The following is a 19,637-nucleotide window of genomic DNA, read 5'->3' on the forward strand; positions in this document are numbered from 1 at the left end:
GAAGCCTCTGTGACCGCCACGCCGACGCCGCTGTTGTTCACCCCCTATGCATTGCGTGGCGTCACGCTGCGCAACCGGATCGTCGTTTCGCCGATGTCACAATACCGCTCCGACCCCGGCGGGCTGCCGGGGGACTGGCACCTCGTGCACTTGGGCAAGTTCGCCATGGGCGGGGCGGGGATGGTGTTCTGCGAGGAAACCTCGGTCAGCGAGCGCAGCCGCAAGACCTATGACTGCCCCGGCATCTGGACCGATGAACAGGCCCGCGCCTGGCGCCGCATCACCGATTTCTGCCACGCCCAGGGCACGGTGATGGCGATGCAGATCGGCCATGCGGGCCGCAAGGTCGCGACGCGGGCCCCCTGGGACGGGTTTTCGCCGCTGACCGAGGCCGATGCGGCGATGGGCCGCCCACCGTGGTCGGGCCTCGCCCCCTCGCCGGTCGCCTTCAAGCCCGGCGCGATGCTGCCGAAGGAGATGGACCAGGACGACATCCGCCACGTCATCCGCCTGCATGCCGATGCCGCCAAACGTAGCCTGGATGCGGGCTTCGACGTGCTGGAGATCCATGCCGCGCATGGCTACATCATCCAGCAGTTCCTCTCCCCCATCACCAATCACCGCACCGATGGCTATGGCGGCGGGCTGGAGGCGCGGATGCGCTTCGGGCTGGAACTGACCGAGGCGGTGCGCGAGGCCTGGCCCGCCGACAAGCCGCTGCTGCTGCGGCTGTCCTGCACCGACGGCCGCGGCGGCGCCTGGAGCATGGAGGACAGCATCGCCTTCGCCCATGCGCTGAAGCCGCGCGGCATCGACATGATCGACTGCTCCTCGGGTGGGATCGAGGGGCCGCTGACGCTCGCGGTGGTGCCGCGCGTGCCCGGCTACCACGTGCCCTATGCCGCGCGGATCAAGGCCGAGACCGGGGTGCCGACCATGGCCGTGGGGCTGATCACCGAGGCGCAGCAGGCGGAGGGCTACCTCCAGGCCGGCGCCTGCGATCTGGTGGCGCTGGCGCGGGAGATGATGTGGAACCCGAACTGGCCGGCGCATGCCGCCGCCGCCCTCGGGGCGGACCCGCTGGCGCTGCTGCCGCCCTCCTATGCCTGGTGGCTGGAGAAGCGGGAGGAGGTGCGGCGGCTCACGGCGTAACGGCGGGAGGGCTCGGCCCTCCCGCGCCCTCCATAGGGAGGTGCGGACGCGCCTTGTTTCCGCTGGGGTGCCCGAGGGCCGACGCCCCTCGGCCGTCTCACCCCACCCGGCGTTCCGCGATCGGCGGCAGGAACCGCCCGTCGAAAATCTCCGCCTCGGTCGGCGCGCGGGGCAGCCCGAAGCCTTCCTTGACCACGGCCAGCCCTTCCCGCAGCCGGGCGAGGTCCATGGTGCCGATCCCCTCCAGCCGGGTGCGCGGCGTCCAGATCAGATTGTCGCGCAGGAAGGTGATGCGCTCGGTCTCGATCGCCTCATCCAGCAGCGGCACTTCCTTCTTGATGATGGCGGCGCCGGCGGCGGGATCGGCCAGGGTCTCGCGCCAGCCGCGGGCGCTGGCGGCGAGGAAGCGGCGCAGCACATCCGGCCGCTCCGCGATCATCGACTGCGAGGCCAGGATCGCATTGCCGTAGAAATCCATCCCATGATCGCCATAGCGCATGATGCGGATGTCCTCGGGCTTGGTGCCATTGGCCTTGAGGTTGAAAAAGACCGTGTAGTCATAGCCGGTGACGCCATCCACCTGCTGCGTCAGCAACAGGCTGTCGCGCAGCTGCGATGTCACCTGACGCAGGTTCACCTTGCTGATATCGACGCCGTTGAGCCGGCAGAAGGCCGGGAACATGCGCGAGGCACCATCCGAGGGGCCCTGGCCGATCACATGCCCGACCAGATCCGACGGCTTGCCGATGCCGGAGCGGGCGAGGCTGACCACGGCCTGGGGCGAGCTGTCATGCAGCGGCATCACCGCGCGCGGCGCCGTATCGGGGTTGCGGACCAGGAATTGCGCCAGCGTCGCCATGTCGCCGACCCCGACCTGATAGGCGCCCGAGGCCACCCGTGTGATCGCATCGCCCGAACCGGAGGAGCCATCCAGCGTCAGATCAATGCCCGCCTCGCGGTAGTAGCCACGCTCCTTGGCGAGGAAGAAGGCAGCGGTGCCGCCATCGGGGTGGAAATTCAGCACGAGGCGCAGCCGCTCCAGGCCTTGCGCGTGCGCGACGAAGGGCGCGGCCAGCAGGGCCGCGAGGGATCGACGGGCGATATTCATGAGGGCGTTCTCCGCGAATGTGCGAGGACCCTGGCGAATTTCATGCCGTCAGGCATGAACGGGGGCGAATTTCATGCCGTCAGGCATGAACGGGCGGATTCCACGCCACGGGGCATGAGCGCGGCAACACGACAAAGGGAGGGCAGCTTGGGCGTCGAGATCGAACGGAAGTTCCTGGTGCGGGACGACGCCTGGCGCCTGGAGGCCGGCCCCGGCGTCCCGATCCGCCAGGGTTATCTGAGCGGGGCAGAGGATCGCGCCTCGGCGCGGGTGCGGCGGGAGGGGGATCGCGGCAGCCTGACCGTGAAGGGCCCGGGCGGGCTGACCCGCGCGGAATACGAATATGTGATCCCGGTCGCCGAGGCGGAGGAGATGCTCGCGACCCTCTGCGGGCCGGTGCTGGGCAAACGGCGCCACGGGCTGCGCCATGCAGGGCTGGAGTGGACTGTCGATGTCTTCGAGGGCGCCTTGGCCGGGCTGGTGCTGGCCGAGGTAGAGCTGTCCAGCGCCGATCAGCCGGTCGAAATCCCCCCCTGGGCGGGCACCGAGGTCACCGATGATCCTGCCTACCGCAACATTGCCTTGGTCCAGCGCGTTGCGATCCCGCCCCGCGTTGAAGGACTGCCGATGACCACGCCGCCGACATTCTCCCTGCCTCCCAGCTTTCTGGGTGTCTCCCGCCGCGATCAGGCGGGGGCCTTTGCGGTCGCGGGCGTGCCGTTGGACGTGGGGACCACCAATCGCGCCGGGGCCCGGGATGCCCCCCGCGCCATCCGCGCCGCCAGCCGCATGCTGGTGGATGGCGCCCATCCCGTGAGCTGGCGCGAGCCCGCCGACATGCCCATCGCCGACCTTGGCGATTTCGCCATCGCGCTGGGCGACATCCCCAACACGCATAAGCTGATCGAGCGGCAGGCCGGGGGCATCCAGCACCTGCTGGCGCTGGGCGGCGAGCATGGCATCACCCTGCCGCTGCTGCGGGCGCTGTCCAAGCGGGTGGGCGGGCCGCTTGGCCTCGTGCAGTTCGATGCGCATCCCGATACCGCGCCCGACAATTTCGGCCAGGTCTTCGGCCATGGCTGCTTCCTGTTCCACGCCATCGAGGAAGGGCTGGTGGACCCCGCCCGCTGCATCCAGATCGGCATCCGCGCGCCGATGCAGCGCGACACCTGGGACTGGACGCTGGAGCGGGGGGTGACGATCCTGACCGCGCAGCAGGTCCATGCCATGGGTCCCGAGGCCGTGGCGGAACGGGCGCGGGCCGTGCTTGGGGAGGTGCCCGCCTACCTCTCCTTCGACATCGACGCGCTGGACCCCGCCTTCGCCCCCGGCACCGGCACGCCCGAGATCGGCGGCCTCGCAAGCTGGCAGGCGCAGGCGATTCTGCGCGGGCTGGGTGGGCTGGATTTCCGGGGGATGGATGTGGTGGAGGTCTCGCCCGCCTATGACGTCGCCGAAATCACCGCCTTGGCCGCGGCGACCGTGGTCTGGGAATATCTGGCGCTGGTGACGGGGCCGCTCGCGCGCCGACGCCATTTGTCTTGATTTGATGGTGGACCGCGACCGGCCCCGGTGGCAGGCCCGGGCCGCCCCTTGGAGTCCGCGCCGCATGACCTCACAGATCCCCTTCCACGGCCGGCTGGTCATCCTCGGCTTCGGCAGCATCGGGCAGGGGGTGGTCCCGCTGATCCTGCGCCACATCGACCTGCCGCGCTCGGCGATCACCATCGTCACCGCCGAGCCGCGGGGGCAGGAGGTCGCGCAGGACTATGGCCTCGCCTTCGTGCAGGAGGCGGTAACGCGGGAGAACCTGGACCGGCTGCTGCGGCCGCTGCTGGGCCCTGGGGATTTCCTGCTGAACCTCTCGGTCGATGTGTCCTCGGTGGCGCTGATCCGCCTGGCGCAGGAGCAGGAGGCGCTCTACCTCGACACCTGCATCGAGCCCTGGGCGGGGGGCTATACCGACCCCGCGCTCTCGCCCTCGCAACGCTCCAACTACGCGCTGCGGGAGAGCGCGCTGGCGCTGGCCCCCGGCGGGGCGACGGCGGTGCTGACCCATGGCGCCAATCCGGGGCTGGTCAGCCATTTCGTGAAGCAGGCGCTGCTGAACCTCGCCGCCGATGCCGGGCTGCCGGTGGCGGTCCCCGAGGCGCGGGAGGGCTGGGCCGCTTTGGCCGAGACCCTGGGCGTCAAGGCGATCCACATTGCCGAGCGCGACACCCAGTCGGCCGGCTTCCCCAAGCAGCGCGGCGAATTCGTGAACACCTGGTCGATCGACGGCTTCGTCGGCGAGGGCTGCCAGCCGGCCGAACTCGGCTGGGGCACGCATGAGACGGCCCTGCCCGCCGATGGCCACCGCCACGACTTCGGCTGCGATGCCGCGATCTATCTGATGCGCCCCGGCGCCGCGACCCGGGTGCGGAGCTGGACGCCGCTGGAGGGCCCGTTCCACGGCTTCCTGATCACCCACAACGAGGCGATCTCGCTGGCCGATTATTACACTGTGCGGGACGACTCAGGCGCCGTGCGCTACCGCCCGACCGCGCATTACGCCTACCACCCCTGCGACGATGCGGTGCTCTCGATCCATGAGCTGGCCGGCAAGACCTGGCGGATGCAGCCGCAGAAGCGGCTGATGATGGCGGAGATCGAAACCGGCATGGATGAGCTGGGCGTGCTGCTGCTCGGCCATGCGCGCGGGGCCTATTGGTATGGCTCGCGGCTCACCATCGCCAAGGCCCGCGCACTCGCGCCCCACAACAATGCGACGAGCTTGCAGGTCGCGGCGGCGGTGCTGGGCGGCATGGTCTGGGCGATCGAGAATCCGCGCGCCGGGCTGCGCGAGGCCGATGCCCTGGATCACGCGCGGGTGCTGGAGGTGGCGGCGCCCTATCTGGGCGAGATGGTCGGCGTCTATTCCGACTGGACGCCACTTGCCGGCCGCGGCGCGCTGTTCCCCGAGGCGCTGGACGCCGATCCCTGGCAGTTCAGCAACATCCGGGTGGTGTGAGCGGCATCCGGGAGGGCCGCAGCCCTCCCAGATGCGATCAGGAGCGGCGGCGGGGGCGCGTCGGCGCCGCCGGGGCGGCGGCCGGGGGCGGCGGCGGGGTGACCACCGCGGCGGGGCCGGCCTGCACCGTGACCGCGACCTGCACCTGGCGGCTGTCGGGCATCAGGCGGATGGCGAAGGCGTCATCCCCGATGAAGCCCGGGTCCGGGGTGTAGGAGAGCCGGGTCGCGTCGCCCACGGTATGGACGTAGACGCGGCCATGCTGCGCCCGCGTCGTGACCAGGCCCAGGCGATAGGGCCGGGGGCCGGGCTGGGCGACCATGATGCCGCACCAGCCGCCATCATTCTGCAACACCATGCGCGTGGAGACGGGCGCATCGGTCAGCACCAGATCCTGCGGCACGGTGCAGACGCGCGCGCCGCCCTGCACGTCGGCGGCATAGACGGTGGCACTCGGCCTGCGGACCGTGGGCGGTGTGGAGCACGCGGCCAGGGCGGCAAGGCCACCCAGGCCGAGAGCCAGCTTGGCGATCGTCGCCTTGGATGATGTCACCGGTTGTTCCTTGACGCCTGGCGGACCGGGGCGGGGGCGGCGGCGCAGGCACCGAGGGCGGCCGGCACCAGATCCTTGCCGGCGGCATAGCCGGCGAGGTCGGCGGTGGAGCCGAGCGCTGCCACTTCCTCGAACAGAATGCGGTTGCGCGGGCAGAAGTCGCTGCCGAGCATCTGCGCGCCCTGCTGGCGCGAATTCGCCAGCGCGGTCACATAGGCATCGAGCTGGCGGGTGCCGGCGCGGCCGAGGGCGCGGTTGAAATAGGCGGTGAAGCCGCGATCCGTCTCGATCAGCGTGGGGCGGTAGCGGGTGATGAAGGCGTTGTAGTTGTCGCGTTCCTCACAGATGAGGGCGATGACCATCAGCTCGGTCTTCAGCGCCGTGACCTCGAAATGGCTCTGCTCGCGCGGATCGGAGCAGCGCATGTCGGCCATGGCGGCCGTCGAGGTCATGACCAGGGACAGGACGAAGGCGCCGGCCCGGGCGAATCGGCGGGCGGAGGGTGTTTTGGGCATCAGGGGCATGGGGGTCGCTCCGACTGCATCGCGGGGTCTTGGTTGTGGAAGGCGGCACGCACAGTCCCGCCCCGGGCATCCGCCCATTTCGGCTGCAGGTGTCTAGGCCGTCGCGGCATGTCCTGCGCTCTACCCCCGTGGCGGCGGCAGGACAAGGCGCGTCTTCATCCGGCCGGCGTTGTTCCGCCGCGGTGTGATCGTCGCGTCACAACGGGTTGATGTGACAGTGATCCCGCAGCCGGCTGGTTTGACCAAAAGGTTAGCGCCAGCCGGGGGCCGGCGTCTTCCTGACGCGGGCCATGACGGCCTCGGGGCTGTCGAGCTGGCCTTCCCAGACGTCGTCGATCAGGTCGCGGTTGACCATGGCCCAGGCCGCGACGCGGTCGAAATCGGATTGGAACAGGCCGCCGCTCACCTGCATCACGATCGGCTCCAGCGCCAGCAGGGTCAGCCGCTCGGGATCGAAGCGGGCGTTGGGCGTGACGCCGATCAAGACGATCGGCTGGCCATGGCCGCGACGCAGCCAGATCACCTGCGGCAGCCCGGTCAGTTCGGAGCGCAGGCTGACGCTGTCGAAATCCGCGCCGGTGGCCGGGGCGGGGGGCTCCGGCGGCGGGGCGGCGACCGTCGGCTGCGGCCGGGCCGCCGGCACGGGGCGTGCGGCAGGCCGGGGCGCGGGGCGCGCGGGGGCCTGGGGTGCCGGGGCCTGGATGGGGGCGGGCGCGACGGGGCGCGCCGCAACCGGCGGGGCGGGCGCTGGCGCCGGAGCAGGGGCCGGCACCGGAGCGGCCACGGGGGCGGGGGTTGGCGTGGCCGCCTGGGCGCGGCCCAGAGTCACGCCCTCATCATCGGCGGCAACGGCGATGGAATGATCCGCCTCGAACACCCGGCGCAGCGCATCCTCGAAGCCCGAGCGGAATTGCGCGCCATCCTGCGAGGCGGTGCCGAAGCAGCGGGCCAGCTCCGGCCAGGGCGTGGTGACCGTCTCCTCGCCCTCGGCGCGCTGCAGCACCTGCCTGGTCCAGAAATAGGCATCCAGTGTCGCCGGCGAATCCATCAGCTGGTTCACGAGACCACGATCCAGCGCGACCTTGGCGGCGAGCAGGCTGGCGCGGAACCGGGCGTTCAGCCGCAGCGTCGTGCGCCACTCGCCCTCGGCGCCGCGCGGGCGGTAGCGGGCATCGAACACGCTGATCGCCGCACCGCCATCGAGCGCCACGGTGATCCGCGCGGCCAGGATGCGGTCCATGTGTTCGGCGACATCGCGCGGCCGCGTGGTCTTCGGGTCGAGCCCGGCGCGGGTGCAGAAGGCGGCGGCATCCGCGCCCATCTCCACGACCAGCCCCTCGGCGCGCACCGCGGCATCGCAGATGTGCAGCAGCAGCAGGCGCAGCAGCCGCCCGCCCGGCAACGCCTGTTCCGCGGCGCCAGGCTCGATCTGCACGGCGGCGCTGGCGACGCTCCGGGCCCAGGCCGCGCCTGGGGCGCGGAGGGGCAGGGCGAGCCGGCAGAAGGCAGGGTGGTGCCAGAGCGTGTGGGCGTCGGATGAGGCCTGGGCCTCGTCGCTCACGCCATCGCGCGCGTCGTCAGATGTCATCGGAGATAGGGCCTGGATCAGTCGGAGATGCACGTCGGCCAGAGATTGCCGTCGATCGTCACCGGGGGGGTAGGCCGGATCGGCCTCTGGATCAAGGATCAGCGGTGGCGGCGGTGTCAACGCGCCCGACGCCGCGGCGTCTCACGCGGTGATCCGCGACGAATTTTCTTTTGTGCCTTTGCCGCGCAGGGAAGGGGTTGACTGTGTCTTGCCGGTCTCTCCGGAGTATAATATAGGTATTTCAACGACTTAGAAGAATGCCGCAATCATAGGCATTCCGCTGTAGCCCGCCCGGAGACACTCACTTCCGCCCTCCCGGACCCAGCCATCCACAATGTTTTCCACAGCTACGGTGGAAAAGCCCACAGCGACCTCGCGACGGCTGGCATCGCGATTGCAGGGGCCGGACCACAGGACCATCCTTCCGCCAGACATGCCCGGGGTTCCCGCCGATGCCTTCCGATCCCTCAGATGCAACGCATGCGATGGGGGCGCGCTATCGCCTTGGCTTCGATATCGGCGGCACCTTCACCGATTTCGTGCTGTTCGACCGGGCCACGGGGGCCATCCGCCTGCACAAATGCCTCACCACCCCGCAGGACCCGGCGGAGGGCGCGCTCGAAGGCATCCGCGCCATCACCGAGGCGGCGGGGCTGCGGCTGAGCGAGATCGGCGAGCTGCTGCACGGCACCACCCTCGTGACCAACGCGCTGATCGAACGGCGGGGCGCGACACTCGGGCTGCTGACCACCGCGGGGTTCCGCGACGTGCTGGAGCTTGGCATCGAGCAACGTTACGACATCTACGACCTGTTCCTGCGCTTCCCCGAGCCGCTGGTGCCGCGCCGCCGCCGCATCGAGATCGCCGAGCGCATCGCGCATGATGGCCGCATCATCACCGCCCTCGATGAGGCCGCGATCCGTGCGGAAGGCGCGCGGCTGGTCGCCGAGGGCTGCACCGCCATCGCCGTGTGCTTCCTGCATGCCTATGCCAACCCGGTGCATGAGCAGGCCGCGGGGCGCATCCTGCGCGCGGCCTTCCCCGGCATCGCGATCAGCCTGTCGTCGGAGGTGGCACCCGAGATCCGCGAATACGACCGCTGCGTCACCACCTGCGCCAATGCCTTCGTGCAGCCGCTGATGGATCGCTACATCGGGCGCCTGCTCAGCGAACTTGCCGATCTGGGGTTTGCCGGCAGCCTGCGGCTGATGCAGTCCGACGGCGGGCTTTGCGCGCCCGAGGTCGCGCGCGCCTATCCGATCCGGCTGCTGGAATCCGGGCCGGCGGGCGGTGCTTTGGCGACGGTGCTGTTCGCGCGCGAGGCGGGGCTGCCCGATGCCATCGCCTTCGACATGGGCGGCACCACCGCCAAGGCCTGCCTGATCGAGAACGGCCGCGCCGAGATCGCGCCGATGATGGAGGCGGCGCGGGTGCATCGCTTCAAGCGCGGCTCCGGCCTGCCGATCAAGGCGCCGGTCGTGGACATGATCGAGATCGGCGCCGGCGGCGGCTCCATCGCCGGGCTGGACGAGACCGGCTTGCTCAAGGTCGGCCCGCGTTCGGCGGGTGCCGAGCCCGGCCCCGCCTGCTACGGCCGCGGCGGCACCGAGGCGACGGTGACGGATGCGAATCTTCTGCTTGGCTACTACGATCCCGGGTTTTTCCTCGGCGGCACCATGGATCTGGACATGGGCGCCTGCGAGGCGGCGCTGGGACGTCTTGGCCAAAAACTTGGCCTTTCGGCGATCGAGGCCGCGGCCGGCATCCATGCCATTGTCTGCGAGACCATGGCCGGCGCCGCGCGGGTGCATCTGGTCGAGAAGGGGCGCGATCCGCGCCGCCACGCCATGGCGGCCTTCGGCGGCGCCGGCCCCGCGCATGCCGCCCGCGTCGCGCGCATCCTGGGGGTCGCGGAGGTGCTGATCCCGCCGGCCTCGGGTGCGGCCTCGGCCCTCGGCTTCCTCGCAGCACCGCTGGCCTTCGAGGTGTCGCGTTCGGTGGTCACACGCCTGGGCGCCGCCACGGATTGGGCGGCCATCGACGCCGCCTGCACCGCGCTGGAAGAAGAGGCGCGGCAAAAACTCCGCGCGGCCGGCGTGCCGGAGGCGGCGATGCAGGTCGCGCGCAGCGCCGAGATGCGGCTGGCGGGGCAGTTGCACCAGATCCTGGTGCCGCTGCCGGGCGGGGTGCTGGACGGGACGCGGCTCGGCGAGATCGAGACCGCCTTCGCCGAAACCTATCGCACGCTCTACACCCGCGCGATCGCGGGCATCGAGATCGAGGCGCTGTCCCTGCGCGTGCGCGTCGCGGGGCCGGAGCCGAAGATCGTGCTCTCCGGCGCCGTCGCCGGCGGTGCGGAGGGCAAGCCCGCGCTGAAGGGTCATCGCCGCGCCTGGTTCGAGGGCGCCTGGCATGAGACGCCGGTCTATGACCGCTACGCGCTGAACCCCGGCGACACGCTGCCCGGCCCCGCGATCATCGAGGAACGCGAGGCGACCACGGTGATCGCGCCGGGCGACAGCTTGCGGATCGATGCCGCGCGCAACCTGCGCATCGCCATCGGCCAGACCCAGGCGGCGGCGTCGCTGGTGACGACGGGGATGTCGCTCGCCGATGCCTGCGCGCGGATCGAGGCCGATCCGATCGGGCTGGAGATCATGTGGTCGCGGCTGATCTCGATCGTCGAGGAGATGTGGCAGACCGTCTGCCGCACCGCCTATTCGCTGATCATCGCCGAGAGCCAGGATTTCGCCAATGAGATACTGGACCCACAAGGCAATCCGCTGGCGCATTCGCCGCGCTCCATGCCGTTGTTCAATTTGACCCTGACCCGTTGCGTGAAGGCGCTGCTGGCGGAATTCCCGGCCGAGACGCTCAAGCCCGGCGATGTGCTGGTGACGAACGATCCCTGGCTCTGCGCCGGGCATCTCTTCGATATCGCGCTGGTGACGCCGGTGTTCCACCAGGGCCGCGTCGTCGCCGTCATGGGCACCGTTGGCCATGTCAGCGATATCGGCGGCGTGAAGAATCCGCTGTCGGCAACGGAGATCTTCGACGAGGGCGTGCAGATCCCGCCCATGAAGCTGTTCAATGACGGGGTGCCGGACCGCAGCATCTTCACTTTGCTGCGCGCCAATGTCCGCAACCCGGACCAGGTGCTCGGCGACGTCGAATCCATGATCACCGCCAATGCGCTGGGCGCGCAGCGGCTGACGGCCTTCATGACCGAATACGGGCTGGATGATCTGGCCGCGCTGGCCTCGGTGGTGCAGGGCCGCAGCGAGGCGGCGACGCGGGCCGCGATCCGCGCGGTGCCCGATGGCATCTATGAAAGCGAGATCGAGAACCGACCGCTCGGCGATGTGCTGCGCTACAGCCTGCGCGTCCACAAGAGCGGCGACAGCATCTACGTCGAGCATGTCGATGCGCCGAGGCAACTGCCGCGCGGCGGGCTGAACTGCACGATGAATGTCACGGTCGGGCATTCCTCCTATCCGCTGAAATGCATGTTGACGCCGAATGTGCGCGGCAATGCCGGCTGCTACGCGCCGATCACCGTGACCGCACCGCTCGGCACCGCGCTGAACTGCGAACGCCCGGCCGCGGTCGCGCATCGTACCGGGGTGTCCTGGTACATCGGACCAAACCTGTATCGCGCCTTGGCGCCGGCCATTCCCGACCGCGTGCAGGCTTTTACGGGCATGCCCAAGGCCTTCGGCTTCTACGGCCGCAACACCTCGGGGCGGCTCGCCTCGGATCATTTCTTCATGGGCGGCGGGCAGGGCGCCTCGCTGCATGCGGATGGGAAATCGGGGCTGCTGTTCCCGACCTCGGCCGCCAATACACCGGTCGAGATGCTGGAAAGCCGGATGCCGGTGCTGGTGCTGGAAAAGGGCCTCGTCGCCGATACCGGCGGCGCCGGGCGGCAGCGCGGCGGCCTCGGCCAGCGGATGCGCGCGCGGCGGCTGGATGGCGGCACCGAGCCCATCACCATCGGCCTCTTCCCCGAGGGCTGGGGCATCAAGCAGATGGGCCTGTTCGGCGGCCAGCCCGGCGGGGGCGCCCATGCCGGCGTGCGCGGGCCGGAGCCCGAGGCCTGGCATGACGTCGGCACCGGCGAGATGGTGAGCCTGTTCGACGCGCAGACCAGCATCGAGGGCCAGATCGCCGGCGGCGCCGGCTTCGGCGACCCGCGAGCGCGCAGCCTGGAGGCGATCGCCGCCGATCTTGAGGATGGCTACATCACCGCCGCGGGGGCGGCGCGCGACTATGGCTGCGTGCTCGATGCCTCAGGCGGCATCGATGCGGCCGCGACCCTGCGCGTGGATGATCCGATGACGACCGAAACCGCCACAGGGAGGGCCTGACCATGCCGCAAACAACCCGCCGCGCCGTATTGCTGGGGGGCGCTGCCTTGGCGCTCGCGCCCACCGCCGGCTTCACCTTCGAGCGTGATGGCGCAAAGAAGGTCATGGTCTTCTCCGGCAACCAGGCGGTGCCGGTGCTGGACCCGCATATGCGCTACGACTGGTCCACGCGCATGATCCAGCAGTCGGTCTATGACGGGCTGCTGAAATATGTCGGCAGCCCGCCGCAGATCGTGCCCTGGCTGGCGGAGAGCTACGACACCTCGCCCGATGGCCTCACCTACACCTTCCACCTCGCCGCCAATGCGAAGTTCCATGACGGCAGCCCGGTCGATGCGGAGGCGGTGCGCTTCTCCTTCGAACGCGCCTTGAAGATGAACGCCGGCATCGCCTGGATGCTGAAGGATTTCCTCAAGCCCGAGAAGATCGTGGCGGTGGATGCGCGCACCGTGCGCTTCACGCTTGAGGCGGCGTTCTCGCCCTTCATCTCCTACGTGCCCTGGTGGTACATCGTGAACCCGGCGCTGGTGAAGGCGAATGAGGTCGATGGCGACCTCGGCCGCAAATGGATGACGGAGAATGGCGCGGGCTCCGGCCCGTTCAAGCTGCGCCGCTTCGATGGCAATGCGCTGATCCACCTCGACACCGCGCCCGGGTATTGGAAGGGCTGGCCGATGGGGGAGGAGAAGCGCCTGGGCGGCGTCATCTATCGCATCATCCGTGAATCCGCCCCGCGCAAGGCGGCGTTGCAGCGGCGCGAGGTCGATATCATCACCAATATCACCCCCGATGACATCGGCCAGCTCGAACGCCTGCCGGGTGTGAAGATCGAGAACCATCCGGGCTTCACCACCTTCGGCATCAAGTTCAACACCAAGGAAGGCCCGACCGCGGATGTCAATTTGCGCAAGGCCATCGCCTATGCCTTCGACTACGACAGCCTGATCACCATCCACAATGGTGCGGCGACCTTGATGACCAGCCCGTTCCCGGCCTCCATGGCCGGGCACATCGACGTGCCGAACATCCCGCGCAAGGATCTGGCCAAGGCGCGCGAGTACCTGAGCCGCAGCGCCTATCCGAATGGCGGGATCGAGCTGGAATACGTGCATGTGCAGGGGCTGGAGGATCCGCGCCGCATCGGTCTTGCCTTGCTGGACAGCCTGCGCGCACTGAACATCTCGGTGAACATCGTGGGCCAGCCCTGGACGACGATGGTCAGCCGGGGCTCCAAGCCCGACACGGCGCCGAACATGACCTCGATCTACGTGACCCCGGTCGGCACCGATCCCGATACCGTCGCCTACCAGTACCACCGCGAATCCTGGGGCCTGTATTACGGGATGAGCCATTACGACAATCCCGAGGTCTGGCAGATGATCAGCACCGCGCGGGCGGAGACCGACACCGCCAGGCGCATGGCGCTCTATGCCGAGATCCAGCGCCGCATCGTCGATGACCAGCCCGAGATCTTCGGCATGGTCGCCAACCGGCTTTGGTCGATGCGTGACTACGTCAAGGGCTTCGCCTTCAGCCCGGTGCGCTTCACCGGCGAGGTGGACCTCTATCCGATGTGGATCGAGGGCTGACCCTCTACCTCGCACGGCGCATCGGCCTTGCGGGGCTGATGCTGTTCGGGCTGATCTGCCTGACCTTCGTGATCTCCAACGTCGCGCCCAGCGACCCCGCCGCCCTCGCGGCGGGGCCGGATGCGGGGCGGTCGCAGATCGAGCAGGCGCGGCGGGAATACGGCCTTGACAAGCCGCTGCCCGAGCAATTCCTGCGCTATGTCGGGGATCTCGCGCAGGGGGAATTTGGCCGCTCCATCGCGACCGGGCGCAGCGTCGGCACCGATCTGCTGCGCTATCTGCCGGCGACATTGGAACTCTGCATCCTGGCGATGCTGATCGGCGTGCTGGTCGGCGTGCCGCTTGGCGTGCTCTCGGCGGTGCTGAAGGATGGGCCGATCGACCATGTGACGCGCATCTTCGCCGTCTCCGGCATCGCCATGCCGCCGTTCTGGTTCGGGCTCTTGCTGCAACTCGCGTTTGCCACGGGGCTCGGCTGGCTGCCGACCAGCGGACGGCTCTCGGTGATGACCCTGCCGCCCGATCCGATCACCGGGCTGATGCTGGTCGATGCGGTTCTGCGCGGGCAATGGGATGTGTTCCGTGAAGGCCTGTCCTACATCATCCTGCCCGCCATCGTGCTGTCCTTCCCCTGCCTCGCCTCGATCCTGCGGGTGAACCGCGGCGAGATGGTGGAGACCCTGCGCGCCGATTACATCACCGCCGCCCGCGCCCATGGCGTCACACCCTGGCGCATGATCTGCGTCCATGCGCTGCGCAACGCCATGCTGCCCACACTCGCCATCATCGGGCTGCGCTGGGGCTGGATGATGAGCAGCACGGTGCTGGTGGAGACGGTGTTCGACTGGCCGGGGATCGGACTCTACGCCGTCTCCTCCGCCATCGCGGGGGATTTCAAGCCGGTGATGGGGGTAACGCTGATCGTCGGGCTGAACTTCATGATCGCGAGCCTCATCGTCGATCTGCTCTATGGCGTGCTCGACCCGCGGCTGCGGGAGGGCTGAATGATCCTCCCCCGCCGCCTGCGCCTCGCCATCTTTCTGCTGACCCGCAGCTTCGCCTCCATGCTCGGGATCGTGCTGGTCACGGTGATCCTGGGCCTCGCACTGCTCGGGCCGGTGATCGTGCCCTATCCCGACCATGTCGCCGGCGGCATCGACCTGGCCAACAAGCTGCAATCGCCCTCGGCCGCGCATTGGTTCGGCACGGATGAGGTCGGGCACGACATACTGACCCGCGTCATCATCGGTGCGCGGCTGTCGCTGCTGGTCGGCATCGGCATCACCCTGGCGGCGGCGGCGATCGGGGTGCCGCTCGGCATCCTCGCAGGGCTGGTCGGCGGGCCGGTGCGGGAGGCGATCATGCGGCTGACCGATCTCTTCCTCTCGGTGCCGGGCCTCGTGCTGGCGATCGCCTTGGTCGCGGCGCTGGGGCCGGGGATCGTGAATGCGATGATCGCGCTGATCCTGGTCTGGTGGCCGGGGTATGTGCGGCTCGCGGACTCCAAGGCGCTGTCGATCCGCGCCGAGCCCTATATCGAGGCCGCCCGCGTGGCCGGCGCGCCGACCTTCCGCATCCTGTGGCGGCATGTGCTGCCGAACAGCCTCTCGCCGCTGATCGTGAAGATGAGCATGGATGTGGGGCAGGCGATTCTTGCGGTGGCCTCGCTCGGCTTTCTCGGATTGGGCGCCAAGCCGCCGACGCCGGAATGGGGGGCGATGATCTCCATCGCGCGCGGCTATTTGCCGGAATGGTGGTGGTATGCGGTCTACCCCGGCGCCTTCATCTATGCGGCGGTGCTGGGCTTCAACCTGCTCGGTGACGGCTTGCGCGACATCCTCGATCCGCGGAGCCATCGCGGATGACGGCGCTGCTGGAGATCGAGGAGTACCGTTTGGCCTTCGACAGCTTCGATGGCAGTGCCGCCGTGCTCGATGGCATCGACCTGACCATCGAGGCGGGCAGCACCCTCGGCATCGTGGGTGAAAGCGGCTGCGGCAAATCGGTGCTGGCGCGCAGCCTGCTGGGGCTGAACCCGAGCCCGCCGGCGCGCGTCGCCTCGGGGCAAATCCGCTTCGAGGGGAGGGACCTGCTGACGCTGCGTCCCGCCGCGATGCGGGCGCTGCGCGGGCGGCGGATCGCGATGATCTTCCAGGACCCGGCGAGCTACCTCAACCCCGTGCTGTCCATCGCGACCCAGATGGAGGATGCGATCCGCGGCCAGGATGCCGCCGCCGGGGGCGCGGTGCGCGCCCGCCGCGCGGCGCGGGCGCATGCGCACAGCCTGCTCGGCTCGGTCGGCCTGCCCGATCCGGCGCGGCTGCTGGCAAGCTATCCGCACCAGCTTTCGGGCGGCATGCGGCAGCGCGTGCTGATCGCCATGGCCCTGGCCGGCGACCCGACCCTGCTGGTCGCGGATGAGCCGACCACCGCCCTGGATGTGACCGTGCAGGCCCAGGTGCTGGCGCTGATCGCCGAATTGGTGCGGGACCGCGGGCTGACGCTGATGCTGATCAGCCACGACCTCGGCGTCATCGCCGCCGCCTGCGCGCGGATCGTCGTGATGTATGCCGGCACCGTGGTCGAGGATGCGCCGACCCGCGCGCTGCTGGAGCATCCGCTGCACCCCTATGCCCAGGGGCTCATCGCCGCGGTGCCGGATCTGGACCGGCCGGAAATCACCCCACGCGGCATCCCCGGCAGCATCCCGAGCCTGCTCTCGCCGCCCAGCGGCTGCCGCTTCCATCCACGCTGCGACCGTGCGACCGCGCGCTGCGCCGCCGAGAAGCCACTGTTGCGTGAACTGCTGCCCGGCCGGCGCGTCGCCTGCCACCACGCGACGCCATGACCGCGCTGCTCCAGGCGACGGGCCTCGCCAAGACCTATGCGACCCGGCGCACCGCCTTCCGTGCCGCGAGTTCGGTCGCCGCCGTCGCGGGGGTGGATCTGCTGCTGCCGGAGGGCGGCGCGCTGGGCCTGGTGGGGGAAAGCGGCTGCGGCAAATCGACCCTGGCGCGGCTGCTGCTGCGGCTGGTGCCGGTCAGCGACGGGCGTATCAGCTTCGAGGGGCGGGACATCACCGACCTTGCGGAATCAGCGCTGCGGCCGCTGCGGCGGCGGATGCAGCTGATCCACCAGAATCCCTCCGCCGCCCTGGACCCACGGCTGACGGTGGCGGCTTCGGTGGCCGAGCCGCTGCGTATCCATGGGCTGGACCTGTCCCGCCTGCCGGAGTTGCTGGCCGAGGTCGGGCTGCCGGCCGAGATGCTGCATCGCCATCCGCATGAGCTCTCGGGCGGCCAGAAGCAGCGGGTCTGCATCGCCCGGGCGCTGGCGCTGGAGCCGCGGCTGCTGGTGCTGGATGAGCCGACCTCGGCACTGGACGTCTCGGTGCAGGCGCAGGTGCTGGAGCTGCTGGCCGGGCTGCGGGCGCGGCGGGGGCTGTCCTATCTGTTCATCAGCCACAACCTCGCGGTGGTGCGCCAGGTCTGCGACCGGGTGGCGGTGATGTACCTCGGCCGCATCGTCGAGGAAGGGGCGAGTGCCGAGGTGCTGGGCGCGCCGCTGCACCCCTATACCCGGGCGCTGCTGGCCTCGGTCCCGCGCCTCGGGGCGGGGGGGGTGGTGGCCCGCGGCGAGCCGCCGAACCCGGCCGCCCCACCCCCCGGCTGCCCCTTCCACCCGCGCTGCCCGATGGCGGAGGAACGCTGCCGGGCCGGGACCGCACCGCTGCTGCGCGAGGTCGCGAGGGGGCGGCGGGTGGCGTGCCATCTGGTGGGGGGCCATCTGGTGGGGTGAGGGGGCGGTGGCCCGGCCCGGCCTCTTGCGCCGCAGGCGGTGATGGCCAGGTAGGGGCAGGCCGGGCCAGGGCAGGTAGGGCCAGGGTGGCGCGCGCGCCCCGCTTGATCCAGCGCATGGACCCCGCCCGCCGTGGCGCGCCTGGATTGGCCACCGCGGATTTGGGGTGATGCGATGAAGGATATGCCGCTCGGACAGGTCTACCAGCTGCTTGAGCCCGGGCCGGTGGTGCTGCTGACCACCGCCGCCCACGGCCGGGCGAATGTCATGACCATGTCCTGGCACATGATGGTGGATTTCACGCCGCCGCTGGTCGCCTGCGTCGTCAGCAGTGCCGACCACAGTTTCGCGGCGCTGCGCGCGACCAGGGAATGCGTGATCGCCCTGCCGGCCGTGGCGCTTGCCAAGAAGGTGGTGGCGATCGGCAATTGCTCGGGCCGCGATGTCGATAAATTCGCGACCATCGGGCTGACCCCGCTGCCGGCGCTGCATGTCGCGGCGCCGCTGGTCGGCGAATGCTTCGCGAACCTGGAATGCAAGGTCGTCGAGACGCGGCTGGTGAACCGCTACAACCTCTTTGTGCTGGAGGTGGTGAAGGCCTGGGGCGATCCGGCGCAGGAGCATCCGAAAACCATCCACCACAAGGGTTTTGGCCATTTCGTGGTGGATGGGCGGGCGATCACGCTGGCGTCGAAGATGCCCTGAGGCGCGGCCGCCGCGGGCGGCGCCGCTTGCATCGGCGCCATCGGCCGAGACGCCCGGCTGCCGTTTTTCCGAAGCGGCGGGGAGGGGCGTCGCGTCAGAGCATCTCCGGCCGGAATCGCCCGCGGCGGCTGATGATCTTGCCGGAGACCATGAAGACGCCATCGCCGGTGTAGTGCAGCGTCTCGGGGTGTTTGGGCCGGGGCGCGACATGGGCCTTCACCACCTCGAAGATGAAGAAATTGTAGCGCTCCACCAGCGCGTCATCGTGCAGGCGGCATTCGAAGCTCGCGTGGCATTCCGCGATCAGCGGCGCGCCGACGGTCTCGGCGGGCTCCGCGGTGAGGTTGAATTTCGCGAATTTGTCGATCTCGGCGCCCGTGGTGTTGCCGATGCCGACGACGGTATCGGTCAGCGCCGTCGTCGGCAGGTTGATGACGCAGTCCCGGCTGTTGCGGATCATGTGGAAGCTGTGGTTGCCGGCCGAGATCATCAGCCCGACCAGCGAGGGCGTGAATTCCATGACCGTCTGCCAGCCGAGGGTCATGATGTTGGTCTTGTCCTGCCATCGGGAGGAGACGAGGACGATGGGGCCGGGTTCGAGGTAGCGGCGGATCTGGGCGACGGGGAAGTCGTGTTTGGCGGGGGGCTTGGGCATGGGGGACTCCGACCTGTCGGACAGGAACGCCCGGCGGCCGGCGCTTTGCCCTGGTATCGGGATATGTTCTTCGCCGCCCATGTCACTCTGGCTGCCGTCATCTTGTCCTGAATGCAGGACCCTGAAACGGACGCGGACGCCGGCAATCAGGATTGAGCCTGCGCGTGTCGCCCATCCCTAAGGTCGCGCGGCCGTCCCGGCGCGGGAGGGAAGCTCGCCACGCTGCACCGCGCCGCCGAGTTCCAGGCTTTGCGCGATCCGGCGCGCCTTCTCCATCAGATAGGTCACGGCCTCGGGGGAGCAGACGCGGGTCGCCGTCGCCTCGAACAGGGCCAGCCAGCGGGCGAAATGCCGGGGCTGCAACGCCAGCGGCATATGCACGGCCAAGGGCTGGCCACGATAGCGGCCGGTCAGCAAGGCGACCGACGACCAGAAGGTGGTGATCCGGGTGATATGCGCCTCCCAGTCATGGACCTGATCGAACAAGGGACCTAGCCCGGATTATTCACCAAGGTTAGCGGACATGGCGCAACGCCTTGATCGGCCATAGGATTCGGTTGCGACACTCACATCCAGCCGATTTCGGAC

The 19,637-nt window shown here is 69.6% G+C and carries 16 protein-coding genes; 10 read left to right on the top strand and 6 right to left on the bottom strand.

Translation table 11 applies throughout. The features are described from left to right. Positions 1 to 9: 9 nt before the first annotated feature. A complete protein-coding gene (locus tag C8P66_RS18160; protein WP_111399703.1) occupies positions 10 to 1,152 on the top strand; it encodes an NADH:flavin oxidoreductase/NADH oxidase in 1,143 nt (380 codons plus the stop codon). 97 nt (positions 1,153 to 1,249) lie between these two features. Here C8P66_RS18160 and C8P66_RS18165 read toward each other — a convergent pair whose 3' ends face one another. Further along, positions 1,250 to 2,260 (bottom strand): ABC transporter substrate-binding protein, encoded by a 1,011-nt coding sequence (locus tag C8P66_RS18165; RefSeq protein ID WP_111399704.1) that lies wholly within the window; start codon positions 2,258 to 2,260, stop codon positions 1,250 to 1,252. Positions 2,261 to 2,407: 147 nt separating this feature from the next. Between C8P66_RS18165 and speB the strand changes: the two genes are divergently transcribed. Further along, positions 2,408 to 3,805: an agmatinase gene (speB, locus tag C8P66_RS18170; RefSeq protein ID WP_158537298.1), complete on the top strand. Its 1,398-nt coding sequence runs from the start codon at positions 2,408 to 2,410 to the stop codon at positions 3,803 to 3,805. Positions 3,806 to 3,869: 64 nt separating this feature from the next. After that, a complete protein-coding gene (locus C8P66_RS18175; protein ID WP_111399706.1) occupies positions 3,870 to 5,270 on the top strand; it encodes a homospermidine synthase in 1,401 nt (466 codons plus the stop codon). A gap of 37 nt (positions 5,271 to 5,307) precedes the next feature. Here the strand turns inward: C8P66_RS18175 and C8P66_RS18180 are convergent, their stop codons facing one another. From C8P66_RS18180 to C8P66_RS18190, 3 genes are all read right to left on the bottom strand, one after another. Further along, on the bottom strand, positions 5,308 to 5,823 hold the full coding sequence (locus C8P66_RS18180; protein WP_111399707.1) for a hypothetical protein: 516 nt from the start codon (positions 5,821 to 5,823) through the stop codon (positions 5,308 to 5,310). Then, positions 5,820 to 6,347 carry a hypothetical protein gene (locus tag C8P66_RS18185; protein ID WP_111399708.1) on the bottom strand — a complete coding sequence of 176 codons (528 nt, stop codon included), beginning with the start codon at positions 6,345 to 6,347 and terminating at the stop codon, positions 5,820 to 5,822. Before C8P66_RS18185 ends, C8P66_RS18180 begins: the two co-directional genes overlap by 4 nt. Positions 6,348 to 6,597: 250 nt before the next feature. Beyond that, on the bottom strand, positions 6,598 to 7,935 hold the full coding sequence (locus C8P66_RS18190) for a replication protein RepA (RefSeq protein WP_111399709.1): 1,338 nt from the start codon (positions 7,933 to 7,935) through the stop codon (positions 6,598 to 6,600). A gap of 485 nt (positions 7,936 to 8,420) precedes the next feature. Between C8P66_RS18190 and C8P66_RS18195 the strand changes: the two genes are divergently transcribed. From C8P66_RS18195 to C8P66_RS18225, 7 genes are all read left to right on the top strand, one after another. After that, positions 8,421 to 12,302, top strand: a complete 3,882-nt coding sequence (locus tag C8P66_RS18195) for a hydantoinase B/oxoprolinase family protein (RefSeq protein WP_111399710.1) — start codon at positions 8,421 to 8,423, stop codon at positions 12,300 to 12,302. Between the two features lie 2 nt (positions 12,303 to 12,304). Continuing rightward, a complete protein-coding gene (locus tag C8P66_RS18200) occupies positions 12,305 to 13,891 on the top strand; it encodes an ABC transporter substrate-binding protein (protein ID WP_111399711.1) in 1,587 nt (528 codons plus the stop codon). Then, positions 13,876 to 14,895 carry an ABC transporter permease gene (locus tag C8P66_RS18205; protein ID WP_211314196.1) on the top strand — a complete coding sequence of 340 codons (1,020 nt, stop codon included), beginning with the start codon at positions 13,876 to 13,878 and terminating at the stop codon, positions 14,893 to 14,895. The genes C8P66_RS18200 and C8P66_RS18205 overlap by 16 nt, the downstream gene beginning before the upstream one ends. Further along, complete coding sequence (locus C8P66_RS18210) at positions 14,896 to 15,756, top strand: ABC transporter permease (protein ID WP_111399712.1); 861 nt, start codon at positions 14,896 to 14,898, stop codon at positions 15,754 to 15,756. Beyond that, a complete protein-coding gene (locus tag C8P66_RS18215; protein ID WP_111399713.1) occupies positions 15,753 to 16,739 on the top strand; it encodes an ABC transporter ATP-binding protein in 987 nt (328 codons plus the stop codon). The genes C8P66_RS18210 and C8P66_RS18215 overlap by 4 nt, the downstream gene beginning before the upstream one ends. After that, a complete protein-coding gene (locus C8P66_RS18220; RefSeq protein WP_111399714.1) occupies positions 16,736 to 17,689 on the top strand; it encodes an oligopeptide/dipeptide ABC transporter ATP-binding protein in 954 nt (317 codons plus the stop codon). Before C8P66_RS18215 ends, C8P66_RS18220 begins: the two co-directional genes overlap by 4 nt. Positions 17,690 to 17,872: 183 nt before the next feature. Further along, complete coding sequence (locus C8P66_RS18225) at positions 17,873 to 18,394, top strand: flavin reductase family protein (protein ID WP_245903657.1); 522 nt, start codon at positions 17,873 to 17,875, stop codon at positions 18,392 to 18,394. A 94-nt stretch (positions 18,395 to 18,488) separates the two neighbouring features. On the opposite strand, the gene C8P66_RS18230 is transcribed toward C8P66_RS18225, so the two are convergent. Both C8P66_RS18230 and C8P66_RS18235 read right to left on the bottom strand, forming a co-directional pair. Further along, positions 18,489 to 19,049 (bottom strand): flavin reductase family protein, encoded by a 561-nt coding sequence (locus C8P66_RS18230; protein ID WP_111399716.1) that lies wholly within the window; start codon positions 19,047 to 19,049, stop codon positions 18,489 to 18,491. A 177-nt stretch (positions 19,050 to 19,226) separates the two neighbouring features. Further along, the gene (locus C8P66_RS18235) at positions 19,227 to 19,535 is read right to left on the bottom strand and encodes a group III truncated hemoglobin (protein WP_111399717.1); all 309 of its coding nucleotides are present in this window, start codon (positions 19,533 to 19,535) and stop codon (positions 19,227 to 19,229) included. Positions 19,536 to 19,637: the final 102 nt, after the last annotated feature.

The organism is Humitalea rosea (genome assembly GCF_003253705.1).
GTDB lineage: Bacteria > Pseudomonadota > Alphaproteobacteria > Acetobacterales > Acetobacteraceae > Humitalea > Humitalea rosea.

What these genes read in the sequence shown, in the direction of transcription:
- C8P66_RS18230 (WP_111399716.1), bottom strand. Translation starts at nt 19,049, where the DNA reads ATGCCCAAGCCCCCCGCCAAACACGACTTCCCCGTCGCCCAGATCCGC.
- C8P66_RS18215 (WP_111399713.1), top strand. Translation starts at nt 15,753, where the DNA reads ATGACGGCGCTGCTGGAGATCGAGGAGTACCGTTTGGCCTTCGACAGC.
- C8P66_RS18210 (WP_111399712.1), top strand. Translation starts at nt 14,896, where the DNA reads ATGATCCTCCCCCGCCGCCTGCGCCTCGCCATCTTTCTGCTGACCCGC.
- C8P66_RS18165 (WP_111399704.1), bottom strand. Translation starts at nt 2,260, where the DNA reads ATGAATATCGCCCGTCGATCCCTCGCGGCCCTGCTGGCCGCGCCCTTC.
- C8P66_RS18200 (WP_111399711.1), top strand. Translation starts at nt 12,305, where the DNA reads ATGCCGCAAACAACCCGCCGCGCCGTATTGCTGGGGGGCGCTGCCTTG.
- C8P66_RS18195 (WP_111399710.1), top strand. Translation starts at nt 8,421, where the DNA reads ATGGGGGCGCGCTATCGCCTTGGCTTCGATATCGGCGGCACCTTCACC.
- C8P66_RS18225 (WP_245903657.1), top strand. Translation starts at nt 17,873, where the DNA reads ATGCCGCTCGGACAGGTCTACCAGCTGCTTGAGCCCGGGCCGGTGGTG.
- C8P66_RS18185 (WP_111399708.1), bottom strand. Translation starts at nt 6,347, where the DNA reads ATGCCCCTGATGCCCAAAACACCCTCCGCCCGCCGATTCGCCCGGGCC.
- C8P66_RS18175 (WP_111399706.1), top strand. Translation starts at nt 3,870, where the DNA reads ATGACCTCACAGATCCCCTTCCACGGCCGGCTGGTCATCCTCGGCTTC.
- C8P66_RS18220 (WP_111399714.1), top strand. Translation starts at nt 16,736, where the DNA reads ATGACCGCGCTGCTCCAGGCGACGGGCCTCGCCAAGACCTATGCGACC.
- C8P66_RS18190 (WP_111399709.1), bottom strand. Translation starts at nt 7,935, where the DNA reads ATGACATCTGACGACGCGCGCGATGGCGTGAGCGACGAGGCCCAGGCC.